The sequence below is a fragment of the Tateyamaria omphalii genome (assembly GCF_001969365.1).
Taxonomy (GTDB): Bacteria; Pseudomonadota; Alphaproteobacteria; order Rhodobacterales; family Rhodobacteraceae; genus Tateyamaria; species Tateyamaria omphalii_A.
In genome coordinates, this window is the sequence record NZ_CP019312.1 from 1,860,844 (window position 1) to 1,877,147 (window position 16,304).

The 16,304-nt window shown below is 62.7% G+C and carries 15 protein-coding genes; 4 read left to right on the forward strand and 11 right to left on the reverse strand.

All coding sequences use genetic code 11. The features are described from left to right. Window positions 1–52: 52 nt before the first annotated feature. Genes BWR18_RS09270 through mraZ form a run of 8 tightly spaced genes read right to left on the reverse strand, consistent with a single transcriptional unit; the run spans window position 53 to window position 8,366 of the window. Window positions 53–709 (reverse strand): SDR family NAD(P)-dependent oxidoreductase, encoded by a 657-nt coding sequence (locus BWR18_RS09270; protein WP_076627703.1) that lies wholly within the window; start codon window positions 707–709, stop codon window positions 53–55. Continuing rightward, window positions 709–1,791 carry a phospho-N-acetylmuramoyl-pentapeptide-transferase gene (mraY, locus tag BWR18_RS09275; protein ID WP_076627704.1) on the reverse strand — a complete coding sequence of 361 codons (1,083 nt, stop codon included), beginning with the start codon at window positions 1,789–1,791 and terminating at the stop codon, window positions 709–711. Before mraY ends, BWR18_RS09270 begins: the two co-directional genes overlap by 1 nt. Before the next feature lie 19 nt (window positions 1,792–1,810). Next, window positions 1,811–3,253 carry a UDP-N-acetylmuramoyl-tripeptide--D-alanyl-D-alanine ligase gene (locus tag BWR18_RS09280; protein WP_076627705.1) on the reverse strand — a complete coding sequence of 481 codons (1,443 nt, stop codon included), beginning with the start codon at window positions 3,251–3,253 and terminating at the stop codon, window positions 1,811–1,813. Continuing rightward, complete coding sequence (locus BWR18_RS09285; RefSeq protein WP_076627706.1) at window positions 3,250–4,743, reverse strand: UDP-N-acetylmuramoyl-L-alanyl-D-glutamate--2,6-diaminopimelate ligase; 1,494 nt, start codon at window positions 4,741–4,743, stop codon at window positions 3,250–3,252. Before BWR18_RS09285 ends, BWR18_RS09280 begins: the two co-directional genes overlap by 4 nt. Window positions 4,744–4,778: 35 nt before the next feature. Further along, window positions 4,779–6,566, reverse strand: a complete 1,788-nt coding sequence (locus BWR18_RS09290) for a peptidoglycan D,D-transpeptidase FtsI family protein (protein WP_076627707.1) — start codon at window positions 6,564–6,566, stop codon at window positions 4,779–4,781. Beyond that, window positions 6,563–6,910: a cell division protein FtsL gene (gene ftsL / locus BWR18_RS09295; protein WP_076627708.1), complete on the reverse strand. Its 348-nt coding sequence runs from the start codon at window positions 6,908–6,910 to the stop codon at window positions 6,563–6,565. Before ftsL ends, BWR18_RS09290 begins: the two co-directional genes overlap by 4 nt. Beyond that, window positions 6,910–7,872, reverse strand: coding sequence for a 16S rRNA (cytosine(1402)-N(4))-methyltransferase RsmH (rsmH, locus tag BWR18_RS09300; protein ID WP_076627709.1), 963 nt, complete (start codon window positions 7,870–7,872; stop codon window positions 6,910–6,912). The genes ftsL and rsmH overlap by 1 nt, the downstream gene beginning before the upstream one ends. Before the next feature lie 2 nt (window positions 7,873–7,874). Next, window positions 7,875–8,366: a division/cell wall cluster transcriptional repressor MraZ gene (mraZ, locus tag BWR18_RS09305; RefSeq protein WP_076627710.1), complete on the reverse strand. Its 492-nt coding sequence runs from the start codon at window positions 8,364–8,366 to the stop codon at window positions 7,875–7,877. A 691-nt stretch (window positions 8,367–9,057) separates the two neighbouring features. Between mraZ and BWR18_RS09310 the strand changes: the two genes are divergently transcribed. Then, entirely contained in the window at window positions 9,058–9,819 is a 762-nt protein-coding gene (locus BWR18_RS09310) for a hypothetical protein (protein WP_076627711.1), read from the forward strand. On the opposite strand, the gene BWR18_RS09315 is transcribed toward BWR18_RS09310, so the two are convergent. Further along, on the reverse strand, window positions 9,820–10,890 hold the full coding sequence (locus BWR18_RS09315) for an Mrp/NBP35 family ATP-binding protein (protein WP_076627712.1): 1,071 nt from the start codon (window positions 10,888–10,890) through the stop codon (window positions 9,820–9,822). Window positions 10,891–11,113: 223 nt separating this feature from the next. Between BWR18_RS09315 and BWR18_RS09320 the strand changes: the two genes are divergently transcribed. The 3 genes from BWR18_RS09320 to BWR18_RS09330 all read left to right on the forward strand — a co-directional run bounded on the left by BWR18_RS09320 (window position 11,114) and on the right by BWR18_RS09330 (window position 13,309). Further along, on the forward strand, window positions 11,114–11,344 hold the full coding sequence (locus tag BWR18_RS09320) for a DUF1127 domain-containing protein (protein WP_076627713.1): 231 nt from the start codon (window positions 11,114–11,116) through the stop codon (window positions 11,342–11,344). Between the two features lie 514 nt (window positions 11,345–11,858). Then, complete coding sequence (locus tag BWR18_RS09325; protein ID WP_076627714.1) at window positions 11,859–12,407, forward strand: hypothetical protein; 549 nt, start codon at window positions 11,859–11,861, stop codon at window positions 12,405–12,407. Next, window positions 12,404–13,309 carry a sigma-70 family RNA polymerase sigma factor gene (locus BWR18_RS09330; RefSeq protein ID WP_076627715.1) on the forward strand — a complete coding sequence of 302 codons (906 nt, stop codon included), beginning with the start codon at window positions 12,404–12,406 and terminating at the stop codon, window positions 13,307–13,309. The genes BWR18_RS09325 and BWR18_RS09330 overlap by 4 nt, the downstream gene beginning before the upstream one ends. On the opposite strand, the gene BWR18_RS09335 is transcribed toward BWR18_RS09330, so the two are convergent. Then, window positions 13,306–15,735, reverse strand: coding sequence for an ATP-dependent helicase (locus BWR18_RS09335; RefSeq protein ID WP_076627716.1), 2,430 nt, complete (start codon window positions 15,733–15,735; stop codon window positions 13,306–13,308). The genes BWR18_RS09330 and BWR18_RS09335 overlap by 4 nt on opposite strands. 75 nt (window positions 15,736–15,810) lie before the next feature. Continuing rightward, window positions 15,811–16,293 carry a hypothetical protein gene (locus tag BWR18_RS09340; RefSeq protein WP_076627717.1) on the reverse strand — a complete coding sequence of 161 codons (483 nt, stop codon included), beginning with the start codon at window positions 16,291–16,293 and terminating at the stop codon, window positions 15,811–15,813. Between the last annotated feature and the right edge of the window lie 11 nt (window positions 16,294–16,304).

The following is a 16,304-nucleotide window of genomic DNA, read 5'->3' on the forward strand; positions in this document are numbered from 1 at the left end:
CTCTGGGGGCTCTGCCCCCAGACCCCCGACGTATTTTTGGCCAGAAGAAGCATCACCACGCCATTTCTCTGCGGTTACGAAAGAACTTGCCCGTCAGGTCGCCCGGCGCAACAAGGGCGAGCCAGATCGCGGTATCCGCCCCCTCGTCGGGCGTGCGGGGTGCGGCTTGGCCACCCATGCGCGTGTGCACCCAGCCGGGGCACATCGCGTTGATGGTCACGCCTTGCGGCAGATCGCGCGGCAAAGTGTGGGACAGCGCATTCAGCGCCGCCTTGGCCACACCGTAGCCGCCCGGGCCTTCCATCCCCTCGTCATAGGCGCCCCAGCCGGAACTCACATTGATGATCCGCCCCTGCCCCGCCTGCGCCATGTGCGGCAGGCACAGCAGGATCAACTCGAACGGCGCGTGGAACATCACCTGCATCGACCGGCGCAAACCGTCGGGATTGGCGATCATGCTGTCTTCGATCAGGATGCCCGCATTGTTGATCAGGATATCGACAGGTCCCGCCGCCGCCATTGCAGGCGCAAAGGTCTCGGGCGCTTCCAAATCCAATTGTACCCACGCGCAGCCAAGGTCTTGTGCCGCCGCCGCACCAGCCTGCGCATCGCGCGCCCCGATCACCACTTCGACACCCCGCGCAAGCAGTCCCTGCGCCACGGCATAGCCGATGCCCCGATTGCCGCCTGTGACCAGCGCCCGCGCCATCAGCGGACCTTGAGCGTCGCCAGACCGATCATCGCCAGGATCAACGAGATGATCCAGAACCGGATCACGATCTGCGGCTCAGCCCAGCCCTTCTTTTCATAGTGGTGGTGGATGGGCGCCATCAGGAACACCCGCTTGCCCGTGCGCTTGAAATAGAGGACTTGCACGATCACTGACAGCGCCTCGACCACGAAAAGACCGCCGACGATGGCCAGCACCAATTCGTGTTTGGTCGCCACCGCAATCGCACCCAGCGCCCCGCCCAAAGCCAGCGACCCTGTGTCGCCCATGAACACCGCAGCGGGGGGAGCATTGTACCACAAAAACCCGAGCCCCCCGCCAAAGAGTGCCGCGGCAAAGATAAGCAATTCGCCCGTGCCCGGCACATAGTGCACGTCCAGATACTCAGTGAAATCGACGCGCCCCACGGCATAGGCAATGATCCCCAGAGTGCCACCGGCGATCATCACCGGCATGATCGCCAGCCCATCCAACCCATCGGTCAGGTTCACCGCATTGGCCGAGCCGACAATGACGATGATCGAGAACGGGATGAACAGAAATCCCATGTTGATCAGCAGATCCTTGAACACCGGCACCGCCAGCTGGTTCTGCAGCAATTCAGGGTGATTGATCGTGGCAAAGAATGCCGCCACGCCCGCAATTACAAAGCCCAGAAGCAAGCGCACTTTCCCCGGCACGCCGGCGGTCGTCTGCTTGGACACCTTGGCATAGTCGTCCGCAAAGCCAATCAAGGCAAAGGCCAGCGTGACGCCCAGCACGATCCACATGAACGGGTTGTCCCACCGCGCCCACAGAAGGGTCGAGGTTGCCAGCGCCCCCACGATCAGCAAGCCGCCCATGGTGGGCGTACCCGCCTTGGCGAAATGTCCCTCCGGGCCATCATCGCGAATGGGTTGGCCCTTGCCTTGCTTCTTGCGCAACACCGCAATCAAGGGCCGCCCGAACAAAAATCCGAACACCAGCGCCGTCATGAACGCCCCGCCAGCGCGAAATGTGATATAGCGGAACAGGTTGAACACGTCCCCGCCATCCGAAAGTGCCGTCAACCAATAGAGCATGCCTGCCTGTCCCTCGATCTTATTTTTGTGGGTCTTCGCCCTTGTCTACCGGATGGCCCATTTTGCGGATCGCGTCAACGACGCGGGCCAGTTTCATGCTCAGCGATCCCTTGACCAGCACCACGTCGCCACTGTCCAGACGGCGCGGAACCTGAGCCGCCATGTCCTCAGATGTTTCGGTCCACAGGCCTTGCTTTTCGACCGGAAGTGCTGCGTGCAGGTGCTTCATCAGGGGGCCGATACAGTGCAGCTTGTCGATGGCCTCCATGCTCTCCAGCCGGGCCAATTCGGCATGCATAGCCGGACCGTCCGGGCCCAACTCCTTCATGTCACCCAGAAAGGCGATCCGCCGCCCCTTGCTGACGCGCCCGATGTCATGGGTCACCTCCGCCGCGGCCAGAACGGACAAGGCCGCGGCCATCGACGTCGGGTTCGCGTTGTAACTGTCGTCGATCAACTCAAGCGTCATATCGGCCTCAACTGCATCCAACGCGATGACCTCGCGCGCCCCGCGGCCCTCATAGGGGGACCAGCGGCCAAGGGACTGCGCGGCCAGCGCCAGGTCGGCCCCCAACGCCTCCGCTGCGGCCAGGGCACCCAGGCCGTTCATCGCGTAATGCCTGCCCACAGCCCCGATCTTGAACAGCAGCGGCGCCTCATGCGCCTCGGCCAGCACAACAGTCGTATCGCGCTGCAAATCCACAGATTTCAGTTTGAAATCAAAGCCATGTTCGCCAAAACCAATGTCGCGACGCTTCACGTCATGGGCCTTGGCCTGCAAGATGGCAGCGGTCGAGCAATCATTGTTCAGCACCGCCGTGCCGCCATGTTCCAGCCCGTCGAGGATGGAGGCCTTTTCAACGGCGATCCCCTCAATGCTTTCAAAGGCTTCAAGGTGGGCCGCCGCGACTGTGGTGATCATGGCCACATGCGGGCGGGCCATTTTGGCCAAGGGCGCAATCTCGCCGGGGTTGCTCATGCCGATCTCGATCACCGCATATTCGGTGTCCTCAGGCATCCGCGCTAGCGTCAGGGGCACGCCCCAGTGGTTGTTGTAGCTGGCCACGCTTGCATGGGTTCGCCCCTGGTCCGACAGCACCGCGCGCAGCATCTCCTTGGTTGAGGTTTTGCCGACCGACCCGGTGATGGCGACAACCCGGGCTCGCGTGCGGGCGCGGGCTGCACTGCCAAGCGCCTCAAGCCCGCCCAGCACATCATCGACAATCAACAGCGGCGCATCCTCGGCGACACCCTCAGGGACACGACTGACGAGTGCCGCAGCCGCCCCCTTCTCCAGCGCCTGTGCGACAAACTCGTGCCCATCGCGCGCGGCCTTCAAGGCCACGAACAGATCACCGGGGCGCAGCGTGCGCGTGTCGATGGAAACACCCGTCGCCGACCAGTCAACCGTTGCCGCACCACCGGTTGCAGCCGCAGCCTCGGGGGCGCTCCAAAGCGTCATGTCAACCGTCCTTCCAATGCGGCCACGGCCACGCTGGCCTGCTCCACATCATCAAAGGGCAGCACATCATCGCCCACGATCTGCCCCGCCTCATGGCCCTTGCCCGCAATCAGCAACGCATCGCCGGGTCCAAGGGCATCGACACCGCGCAGGATCGCCTCGGCCCGGTCGCCGACCTCGGTGACGCTTGCGGTGCCGCCAACGCCAAGCGCACCTTCCATCACTGCCGCGCGGATCAGTGCCGGATCTTCACTGCGCGGATTGTCATCGGTGATGAACACGATATCAGCATTCTCCGCCGCAGCCTGACCCATGAGGGGCCGCTTGCCCATATCCCGGTCGCCACCTGCGCCTACGACGACGACCAGACGGCCCATCACATGCGGGCGCATGGCCTTCAGCGCCGTCGCCACCGCGTCGGGGGTATGCGAATAGTCGACAAACACCGCCGCCCCGCTCTTCCGCGTTGCAGCCAGCTGCATACGCCCCCGCACAGTACCCAGATGCGGCAAGGTCTCGAAAACACGCGCTGGCTCGGCCCCGCAGGCGATGACCAGACCGCAGGCCAGCATCACGTTGTCGGCCTGAAACCCGCCAATCAGGGGCAGGCGTGCAGTATAGGCTTTGCCGTCATATTCGAACCGCACATCCTGTCCGGTCGCATCAAAGCGCTGCGCGGTCAGGCGCAGATCTCCCCCATCCCGACCCACGGCCAGCACGGTCTGCCCCCGCGCCCGTGCGATGGCCGCCATGTCCACGCCGCGCGCATCATCCAAGTTGATGACCGCGATGCCGTCCTCGGGCAGCACGCGGGCAAACAGGGCCGCCTTTGCGTCGAAATAGGCTTCGAATGTCTTGTGATAGTCCAGATGATCCTGGCTGAAATTGGTGAAACCAGCCGCTTTCAGAGTGACCCCGTCCAATCGGCGCTGGTCGAGCCCGTGTGACGAGGCCTCCATCGCCGCATGGGTGATGCCATTGGCCTTGGCGTCCGCCAGCGTGCGGTGCAGGGTGATGGGCTCTGGTGTGGTATGGGCCAGCGGCGCGGTCCACGCGCCCTCGACCCCCGTGGTGCCCAGATTAACGGCGGGCAGGTCCAGCTCGATCCAAATCTGGCGCACAAAGGTGCTGACAGAGGTCTTCCCATTGGTCCCGGTGACGGCAACCATCACCTCTGGCTGCGCACCAAACCACAGCGCCGCCGAACGGCTCAACGCCTCGCGTGGCGCATCCGTGACAACAACCGCCACATCGCTCAGCCACTCCGCCGCAATCTCAACCCCGAGAACATCCGTCAGGATGGCCGAGGCCCCCATGCGCACCGCATATTGAATGAACTCGGCCCCATGCACGCGGCTGCCGGGCATGGCGGCGAACAGAAAGCCATCCTTCACCTCGCGGCTGTCCACGGCAATGCCGATGATCTCGGGATTGGCCCCACCCCGGGCGGTCAGGCCCAGCGATGAAAGTGATCGTGCCTGCGCGCCCATCTCGTCGGCCCTATCGTTCGGGTGCGGATCGCACCTCAGTTGCTGCTGGTCAGCGTTATATCAGCGAGCGTGGCAGGTTCAACGCTTGGCCGCAGACCCAAGAGCGGCGCCACCCGGCCAATCATCTCGGCTGCCACAGGCACAGCAGTCCACCCAGCCGTCCGGCGCGGCTTATCCCCGGATGTCTCGACCGGCTCGTCCAGCGTCACCACCAGCACGTATTTCGGATCATGCGCCGGAAACATCGTGGCAAAAGTTGCGATGACTTTGTCGTCATAATACCCGCCCCGCGGCTTGGGCTTGTCAGCCGTGCCCGTCTTTCCACCCACGGCATAGCCCGGCACCTCGGCCATGCTTGCCGTGCCATCGGTGACCACCTTGCGCAGCATCTTGCGCGCCGCGCGCGCAGCCCCCTCGCTCATCACCCGGTCGCCCAGACGCGGGCCGTCCTGCTTGAGGATCGTCGGCTTCACAATGCGCCCGCCATTGGCAATCGCCGCATAACCGGCGGCGAGGTGCATGGGCGACGACGATAGCCCGTGGCCATAGCTGACCGTCACAGCGCTCAGATCCGTCCAGCGCCGCGGCAGCAGCGGCTTGCCCGTGCGCGCCTCCACAATCTCGAAATCAGTCGGCTCAAAAAAGCCGAGCGATTTCAGAAACTCCTGCTGCCGCTCCTTGCCGATCTGCAGCACCAACCGCCCCGTCCCCCGGTTGGAGGACTGCACAATGATGTCGGTGACACTCAGCTTGCCGTAATTCTTGTTGCGGAACTCGCCGATGCGGAAACCGCCCACCTTCATCGGACCCGCCGTGTTGATGATGGTCGAGGGCGACACGATCCCCAGATCCACCGCCTGTGCAGCCGTAAAGATCTTGAAGGCCGAGCCCAGCTCGTACACCCCTTGCACCGACCGGTTGAAAAGCGGGCTGTCGCTCTGATCGCCGGTCGTGGCAGGCTGCGGGCGGTTGTTCGGATCAAAATGCGGCAAGGACACGACAGAGATCACCTCGCCCGTCTGCACATCCATCAAAACGCTCGTCGCACCCTTGGCGTTCATCAGCCTCATGCCACCATGCAGCACGCGCTCCGCAGCAGCCTGCACGGTCAGGTCGAGCGACAGTTCCAGCGGCTTCTGCCCGTTGGCAGGATCGCGCAGATAATCATCGAACTGCTTCTCGACACCCGCAACGCCAATCACCTCGGCAGCACTCACACCCTCCTTGCCGAAAGATGCACCACCGAGCACATGGGCCGCGAGGGAGCCGTTGGGATAAAGCCGCATGTCGCGCGGACCGAACAACAGGCCAGGATCACCGATCTCGTGCACGGCCTGCATCTGCTCGGGGCTAATCTTGCGCCGGATCCACAGGAACTTGCGCTTGCCGGTAAAGTCCTCCAGCAGCTTCTTTTCATCCAGATCCGGGAAAATCGCCGCCAGCCCCTTGGCCGACGCCACCGGGTCCACCATCTGTGGCGGCTGGGCATACAAGGCGTGCGTCTCGAAATTCGTGGCCAACAGGCGCCCGTGACGGTCCACAATGTCCGCGCGCGCGGCCGAGATCACCGCCCCCTGCGCGCTCGCGCGCGGCTCCACCGGCTCGGACGTGGCCAGCATGCCCATGCGCACGCCCACGGTAGCAAAGGCGCAAAAGAAAAACAGGCCAAGCACAAACAAACGCCCCTCGGCGCGCTGACGCGACCGGTCGCGCATCTCTTCATGCCGGGTGCGCAGGTTCTCGCGCTCAATCGCCTCGGTGCTTTCTCCAGCGGCACGGGCGGGCAGGATACGGGCCAGCGGGCGCAGGGGGGTGCGGGTCATGGTTGCTGCTCCAATTCGCCGGACACGTCGACGGCATTGTCGATGATCAACGGCTTCGGCGCAGGATAGGCCACCTCATCCACATGCCCGAACTGGTCGGGCCGGAACGGAAGCAGACCCAGCCGGTCAAAGTTGATATCCGCCAGATCGCGCAACCGATCCGGGCGGTTCAAATAGGCCCACTCGGCCTTCAACACCGCCAGCCGCGCATGCGCCTCACGAATGTCGCGGTGCAGCCGGTCGGTCTTGGCCAGTGCATCCTGCGTCGCGTAATTCTCGCGATAGGCCCAGAACGCCAGGCCGATCACGGCCAAAGTGGTCAAAATATACAAAACAGTGCGCATCAAATGGCCCCTCTGACCTGCGGCATACCGATACTCTTGGCGTCAATCTCTCCGGCAGGCGCATCCGTGCGCACCGCCACCCGCAGCTTGGCCGACCGGCTGCGCGGGTTCATCTCCAACTCTTGCTTATCGGGCCCGATGGCCTTCCGGCTGCGCAACTCGAACGGGGCGGGCGCCGCCTCAACCTCGGGCGCATAGCGGTTGGCATTGGCCTGCCGACCACCACGGGCCGTCATAAAGCGCTTCACCATCCGGTCCTCGACCGAATGAAAGGTCACGACGGCCAATTGCCCGCCAGGCTTCAATGCGCGCTCTGCGGCCATGAGGCCCTGATAGAGCTCATCATATTCGTTGTTCACGGCAATGCGCAGCGCCTGAAAGCTGCGGGTCGCTGGGTGCGACTGACCGGGCTTCGGGCGGGGCAAACACTTCTCAATCACCCCCACCAATTCCAAAGTGGTCGTGATCGGCCGCGCCGTGATGATCGCCCGGGCAATGCGGCGCGACGCACGCTCCTCACCATACTGAAACAAGATATTGGCCAGCACGCTCTCGTCCGCCTCGTTCACGATGTCGGCGGCAGAAGGTCCGTCCTGCGACATCCGCATGTCCAGCGGACCGTCCTGCATGAAGGAAAAGCCGCGCTCGGCGCGGTCCAACTGCATCGACGACACACCCAGATCCAGCACCACGCCGTCCAGGCCCTGCCCATATTCATCCAGCTTCGAAAACACGCCCGGCTGCATCACGATCCGGTCGCCATAGGCACCGGCCCAGTCGCCCGCCAATTCAAAGGCCAGCGGATCGCGGTCCACCGCAATCACGGTCTCTGCACCAGCGCCCAACAGCGCCCGCGTATACCCGCCCGCGCCAAAGGTGCCATCCAGCCATGTGCCATGAACAGGTGCGCATTCGCGCAGGATTGCGTCGATCAGAACCGGAATATGTGGCCCCCCAGCCATTCTTAGCCCAAGTCCCCGTCCAGATAGGCGGACGGGTCAAGATCAGGATCGAACCCCTCGTCATCCAGCGCCGCGATACTCTCGTCATAGGCATCGGGCTGCCAGATCTCGAACGTGTCGCCGGAGGAGACAAAGCGCGCCATGCCATCAAGGCCGATCTTCTCGCGCAGCTTGGCGGGCAAGACGATGCGGCCCGTGTCATCCACGACGGTCTCGATGGATTGAGCGCTGTACAGCCGCTCCATCGCCTTCCGCTTGGCTGAACCGCGCGGGAATTTCGCAATCTTATCGTCTACCTCGTCCATGGCCTCGATGGTGAAGCCCTCAAGGTAGTCGCGCGTGGCACCGCCATAGACGATGATAATGCGGGGCGGCAAGCCCTCGGTCCAGTCGGGATCGCAGGCCTCGATTACACGACGAAACGAGGCCGGGATAGACACCCGCCCCTTTGCGTCCACCTTGTGGTCGCTTTCGCCTCTGAACCTGCGTGCCACTGTGTTGGCCCGTCCCTACTTCTTTTCCGCCCCCGCGGTCGTTTCGTTCCCCCGAAAATGGAAACGGCGGGTTGATCTGCTGCCACTGATCAACCCGCCGCCCTCGTCCCGCCTTGCGGGATGTCCAGCTGCGCGCGCCACCTGGGGGGATGTCTGCTCGCTCGCGCGCCGGATCTCTGGTCTGATGAAAGCGAGGTGCCTGTATGAAACCTGCTAGAGTTTTTATGTGCCTGGGGTCGTTTGGTGCCCCGTGCTCGTTCTCATCTGATGCCACAAGGTATGACGTGGGAATATATGGGACGCAATGGTTTTTTGAGGGCATAACCCACGACAGCTTGTTTTCGCGCACCCTCAAAAACAACATATTGTGGCTATTTTTTCCTGCTGAGTAGATCATGGTGTTGATCACTCGCGCCAACCCACAATATGTAGTGCGACATAGGTCAGCACATCTTTTCCCACCAAATCCCGAAAAATATGCGATCCTTTAGGCATTAAAATGAATGTTCTATACTTGTTCCACATGTGAGGCGCAAAATTCAAGTGAATTGATTCGAATCACGCCCGCTTTCGCCAGATGCGCCCATGAATTCCCATGTCACACCCATCACCGTGCCAGCCGTCCCATGAAAGCCCTTGCGCAGACCACGCCAACGCGGCAACAGAAACGCAAATCCAGACAGGAGCTCACATGTCCTACGCCATTCGCATCTTCACACATGCCATCTCCATGGTGTTCCGCGATCTCTCTGCAACGGTCCGGGCCACATCGGCGGGCATCCTGCTGATCGCACTCGGCGCCGGCCTGTTGGTTGTGATGGCCCCGGGGCTTGCGAGCGGTGTCACGACATTCAATTCGCCCGAGGCGTTCAACAGCATCCCGAATATAGAGTTCGTCCTGCCCGCATTCCTGCTCATGGCCATCGGCTACATGATGATGATCGCCGCCTGGCACCGCTACGTCCTGCTGCCGCCGGAGCGCCGCGACGAAGGGTTCACGCCAAGTGCAGGCATCGTGCTGGGCTATTTCGGCCGCAGCCTCCTCTTGGGCCTCGCCGTCGGCGTCCTGGCCATCCCGATCTTCATCCCGGTCGGCCTGATCGCGGCAAGCATGGGCGACAGGGTGGCTGAAATCGCGTTGATCCCCATGGTTGCCCTGCTCGGCTGGCTGCTCTTGCGGTGGAGCCTGATCCTCCCGGCCTGCACCATCGAGCGCAAGATGAGCTTTGGCGACAGCTGGCGCGCAACCAAACCGCTCGCGGGCACCATCCTTGGGGTCCTGATCATCTTTGTACTGATCGACTTTGTGCTGAACCTCGTCCTCGGCGCTATCATCACCGACAGTGTCATCAGCGGCATCATCTCTGTCATCGTGTCGCTGCTCTACGCCCTCGTCAGCGCCAGCATTCTGACCACACTCTACGGCATCGCGGTCGAAGGGCGCGACGTCTGATCAGGCCATCCCGCCCTTGATCAACCCGGTGGCGATGCGCGCATATGCCTGCGCCATCGGCCCATCGCCCACGGCAACCGGCGTGCCGCCGTCGCCTGCCAGGCGCGTCTCCAGATCAATGGGCAGCGCCCCAAGCAGCGGCACGCCCATCTTCTCCGCCTCTGCCGCCACACCGCCCTGGCCAAAGATCTGATGCTCCGCCCCGCAATCGGGGCACACAAACAGCGACATATTCTCGATCAGACCCAGCACGGGTGTCTTCAGCGTCGCAAACATGTCCAACGCCTTGCGCGCATCAATCAGGGCAACATCCTGCGGGGTCGACACCACAATGGCGCCCGACAGTTCCGACTTGGTGCAGAGGGTCAACTGCACATCCCCCGTTCCGGGCGGCAGATCGACGAGCAGCACATCCAGCTCGCCCCACTCCACCTGCCCCAGCATCTGCTGCAGCGCGCCCATCAGCATCGGGCCGCGCCACACCACGGCCTTGCCCTCCTCCAGCATGAAACCAATGGACATGAGCGTCACACCATGGGCGTGCAATGGAATGATCGTCTTGCCATCGGGGGACGCGGGGCGCTTGTTCACCCCCATCATGCGGGGCTGAGACGGACCATATATATCTGCATCCAACAAACCGACCTTCCGCCCTTGCTTGGCCAAAGCCACGGCCAAATTAGAAGACACGGTCGACTTGCCAACTCCGCCCTTGCCGGAGCCAATGGCCAGAATGCGCTTTACGCCAACAGGCTTGGTCGGTCCCTCCTGCGGCTTGGGATGGCCGCCGATCTTAAGACTGGGGGCGGGCTGCTTCTTGGCCGGACCGTGGGCGGTCAAAGCAACACGCACGTCACCTACACCAGCCAGGCCCCGCACCGCCTCTTCGGCGGCCGCACGCACCGGCTCCATCTTGGCAGCAATCTCAGGCGTCGGCGCCTCGATCACGAATTGCACGGCATCGCCCTGAATTTGCACCGCACGAATCAAATCGTGGCTCACGAGGTCTCCGCCATCGGGCATGCCGATCCGGGCCAGCGTTTCCATCACGTGATCCTTGGATACCGACATGCTCAATCTCTCCGCTTTGTGATGCAAGAGATGGCAGTTATTTCACCAGTGGCAAGGGCCCGCCGACCATTCCCGCGCAAACGCCGCATTGGTGTGCGCCCTGCCGCTCAATTCAACTTCAGGTCTATGCAATTGCTGCATGGCAGCATTGAATTGCTGTGTATTGTGCAGCTGCAGCATGAGCCTATATAACCATCAACGAAATGAGCATGAGGCAAAAAACATGGCCTATTACAACGACGTAGCACAACGCAGCGATCTGGTGGAACGTATCCTCGGCACCGCTGCCCGCCTATTCGAAGCCGCCGCAGAGCGCCGCGCACAGCAGCGCATCTACCGCACGACTTTGACCGAGCTGAACGCGCTGTCCAACCGTGAACTGGCTGATCTTGGCCTGCATCGGTCGGAACTCAAGCGGGTGGCTTGGGAGTCCGCGCAAGACGTGGCAGCCTGAAGACGAATACACGAGATCAGATGTTCCTCTCCTCCTCCCTGGGGCATCTGAAATTGGCGGCGGCGCCGACCTCCTCCCTGGCGCCGCCGCACTTTGAACACAGCGATACATCGCGCCCCGGTCCTCCTCCTCCCTGACCGACGCGATGTTGCAAGAGCGGCGGCATTCACCTCCTCCCGAATGTCGCCGCACGAATACCGCACCAACCAACCGGTGCATCAGATATGTCCGAACCGGTCCTCCTCCTCCCTGACCGGCGGGCATCAAGACGGCGGCGATCCCCTCCTCCTCCCTGGGATCGCCGCTTTTTCTTTTTCAGCCCCCCCGTCAGTCCCTGAAAAAACCGCGCCGCCGATGTCACATCCCGGCCCGCGCCCGCGTCACATGTTCCGAAAGCACCAGGAACATGAAGGAAGACGATGCAGCCCCTCCCCAACGACCCAACAGGCACACGGCGCCTGCTCTGGACAAACCGCACCCGCACACTCTCAATGCCGATCAAGGAGGCAACCCGATGATCCGCGCCCTTCTGCACGCCAGCACCCGCCGTTTTGCGAGGCAGTTCAACTATAACGCCCAGTACCAGCACGACATGATCGACACCGACGCGCGGGCCGGAATGCGCCTCGCGCTCTTCCAGATGGTCAGCAATTACGCAGGGCCCGCCAGCGCGCACCATATCCGCATGGGCGCCATGGTCGGTTCCGCGGTCGAGGGCGATTGCGGCCCCTGCGCCCAACTTACCGTCGACATGGCCCTCGCCTTCGGCGCACGGGGCCCAGATATTCAGGCGTGCCTGAACGGTGCAGCAGACGCAGCAGGCGATTTCGGCCTCGGCTACCAGTTCGCGTGGGCCGCCATCCGGGGCGACGACGCGCTCGACGCACTGCGCGCCCGGATCGAGGACGCGCACGGCCCCCGCGCCGTGATCGCCGCCTCCTTCGCCGCGGCCTTCACCCGCGCCTATCCGGTGCTGAAACGCGGCATGGGCCACGGCAAGCTCTGCCAGCGACTCGACGTGGGCGGCACCTCGGTCACACTCGCGGACCCTGCCCCGACATGACCCGGACCGAGCAATTCGAAGCACAGCGACCGATGCTCACGGCCCTGTGCTACCGCATGCTGGGAGAACGGGCCCTGGCCGAAGACGCCGTGCAGGACACATGGCTCAAATGGTCGACTGCAGATCACAGCACCATCCGCACCCCTGCCGCCTGGTTGCGTACCGCTGCCACCCGCGTGGCCATCGACAGCTTGCGGCGGGCCAAGGCGCGGCGCGAAACCTATGTGGGTCCGTGGTTGCCCGAACCCCTGATCGTGGACGAGACAACGGCCGAAGACAGCTTTGCGCTGGCGCAGGACTGTGAACTCGCCCTCCTTTGGATCATGGACACGCTACCCGCCAGCGAACGCGCCGCCTTTGTCCTGCGCGAAGCGTTCGATGCCTCCTATGCCGACATCGCCGACACACTCGGCAAATCCGAAGCCGCCTGTCGCCAACTCGTCAGCCGCGCCCACCGCCGGATCGCCCAGTCCGCACCGGACCTTACCCAGCCGCCCGGCAAACGCGCCGCCCAGATCAGCGGCTTTCTCGCGGCCATCGCCAGCAATGATCTGGACACGGCCAAGGCGTATCTGGCAACCGACGCGATCTCGATCTCCGACGGCGGGGCCAAGGCCCGCGCCGCACGCCGCCCCCTGATCGGCCCCGAGGACATCGTGCTTGTGTCCCACGCCGTCACCCTGAAACATGCCGCAGGTCTCGCACCCGTCCCGGTTACGGCCAACAGGCACCCGGCCCTTCTCATGATGGAAGACGGCCGCGCCCACACGCTCTTTACCGCAGCCCTCGATGCGACGGGAAAAATCTGTTGGATGTACACGATGCGCAACCCCGACAAGATGCCGCTGCGGGACAGTGGGGGCGGCCATATGCGCAGCACAAGCAGCGCGCAGCGGACCTAGAACGGAATGTCATCCGTTCCCGAAACAAAGCGCGACACGACCTTTTTCAGCCCCGCTTTTTCAAAGTCGACCTCCAGCTTGTCGCCCTCGATCCCCACGATCGCGCCATAGCCGAACTTCTGATGAAACACCCGGTCGCCGACGGTAAAGGCCGAAACCGCGTTAAGGTCGATCACTGTATTCCGGCTCTCCTGCGGCTGGCTCAGGGGCCGTTCTCCGGCCCGCGCCTGCAGCCGTTTCCAGCCCGGCGAGTTGTACACATTCGCCTCCGCCGCCGCCTGATGCAGCCGCGATTCGGCGCCCATCGACGGTGCGGCAGCCCCAAATCCACCGCCATACAAGCCCGGCGGCGTCAGCACATCCACATGATCCTCGGGCAGCTCATCGACAAAGCGCGACGGCATCGACGATTGCCATTGCCCGAACACACGCCGGTTCGAGGCAAAGGAGATCGTACACACCTCCTCTGCCCGCGTGATGCCCACATAGGCCAGCCGCCGCTCCTCTTCGAGCCCCTTGACCCCGCTCTCGTCCATCGACCGCTGCGACGGAAACAGCCCATCTTCCCATCCGGGCAGAAAGACCTGCGGAAACTCCAACCCCTTAGCCGCGTGCAGCGTCATGATCGAAACCTTCGCCTCATCATCCTCGCTCGCGTTGTCCATGACCAGCGAAACATGCTCAAGGAAACCTTGCAAATTCTCAAAGGATTCAAGGGCTTTCACAAGCTCCTTCAAGTTTTCCAGCCGCCCGGGCGCCTCCGGCGTCTTGTCGTTTTGCCAGTGCGCGGTATAGCCCGACTCGTCCAGAACGATCTCAGCCAACTCGATATGGCTCACGGGTGGCGGCCCATACTCAACCCGCAGCGGCCCGTCGCCATCATCCAGCACGCTGTCGTCCTGCGCCACCTCGATCCGCGGCCCGCGCAGCTTGGAATTCCACCGCGCAATACCATCGACAAGGGCGCGTAACTCATTGCCACCCTTTCCTTTTATCAGCCCTTGCTCAACGGCCAGCCGCGCCCCTTCCACAAGCGGCAAGCCATTGGCACGCGCCGTGATTTGAATGGTCTGCTGCGCCTTATCGCCGAGCCCCCGCTTGGGCGTGTTCACGATCCGCTCGAACGCAAGATCATCATCGGGCGACACGACCACGCGGAAATACGCCATCGCATCCCGGATCTCCATCCGCTCGTAAAAGCGGGGCCCTCCAATGACCCGGTACGGCAAGCCGATGGTCAGAAACCGGTCCTCAAACGCTCGCATCTGATGCGACGCACGAACCAAAATAGCCATATCCTCCAAGGACATAGCCCGCACACCTCGTGTGCCTTTCTGCGCCGCCTCAATCTCTTCACCGATCCAGCGCGCCTCTTCCTCACCATCCCAATGGCCGATCAGGCGCACCTTCTCGCCGTCGTTTTTGTCTGTCCAAAGCGTCTTGCCCAGCCGGTTTTCATTCCCGTCGATCACGCCGGATGCTGCGGCCAGAATATGCGGGGTTGAACGGTAATTCTGCTCCAGCCGCACCACATGCGCGCCCGGAAAATCCTTTTCGAACCGCAGGATGTTGCCCACTTCCGCCCCGCGCCAGCCATAGATCGACTGGTCGTCATCGCCCACGCAGCAGATGTTCTTGTGCCCCTGCGCCAGCAGCCTAAGCCACAGATATTGCGCGACATTCGTGTCCTGATATTCGTCCACGAGGATAAAGGCGAACCAACGCTGATACTGCGCCAACACATCTGGATGAGACTGAAAGATCGTAACCATATGCAAGAGCAGGTCACCGAAATCGCAAGCGTTCAATTCCTGCAAGCGCGCCTGATACTGGGCATAGAAATCCACACCCTTGTGGTTGTAAGCCCCCGCATCCGCGGCCGGCACCTTGTCCGGCGTCAGCGCCCGGTTCTTCCATCCGTCAATGATGCTCGCCAACTGCCGCGCAGGCCAGCGCTTGTCGTCGATATTGGCGGCCGAAATCAACTGCTTGAGCAACCGGATCTGATCATCCGTGTCCAGGATGGTAAAGTTGCTCTTCAACCCCGCGAGTTCCGCATGACGGCGCAACAGCTTGACGCAGATCGCGTGAAACGTGCCCAGCCAGGGCATCCCTTCGATCTGCTGGCCCAGCATATGGCCCACGCGGTTCTTCATCTCGCGCGCGGCCTTGTTGGTAAAGGTCACGGCAAGGATCTCATTGGGCCGGGCGCGACCGGTGTTCAGCAAATGCACGATGCGCGCAGTCAAAGCACGCGTCTTGCCCGTACCCGCCCCCGCCAGCATCAGCACCGGGCCATCCAGCTTCTCAACCGCTTCGCGCTGCGCGGGGTTCAAGCCATCAAGATAGGGCTGTGGCCGCGCCTGCATGGCACGGGCCGACAGCGAAGCCCCCTCGAACGCGTCGAATTCATCATAACTGCTCATGAACCAAGCATAGCGCGACCCATGGCAAAGCGAAAGCTGTTCTTGATCTGTTCCCCGGCCGAGACTGCGGCGTGGTCAGACCGCCTCGGCAAAGATGTTTTCGGGTTTCTGCGTGCGTGCCGCATAGGCCGCGCGCGCCGCCTCGAGGTTGGGTTTCTTCATTCGCAGCGCCCGTGCGGGCATCACCGAACCTGTCGCCTTTGCGCGCAGCGACGCGAGGCCCAGTTTGATCGCCACCTCATTCGAAACGTCCTGCCCGACGATGCAGTGCAGGGACGGGAAATGCGGCGACAACGCATCGTGATCCTCACCCACATCAGGCGTGCGCAGGATTGACACAAGATGGCTGTTGCGATCCTCCGCCATGCCCAGCGTGTCGCCCAGTGCGTCAGCGATGGTCGACTTCTCAATCACCAGAAGGTCCACACAAAGGCGCTGAATGCATGTCTCGGCCACAAGCAGGCTGCCGGTGCCAGTGACCTGCACGCCTGCGTTCATGAGGGCGATCTGGCTTTGGTCGAGGCGATCCGCTTGCCGGTCGATGATCAGTGCTTGCATGGTCAAATTCC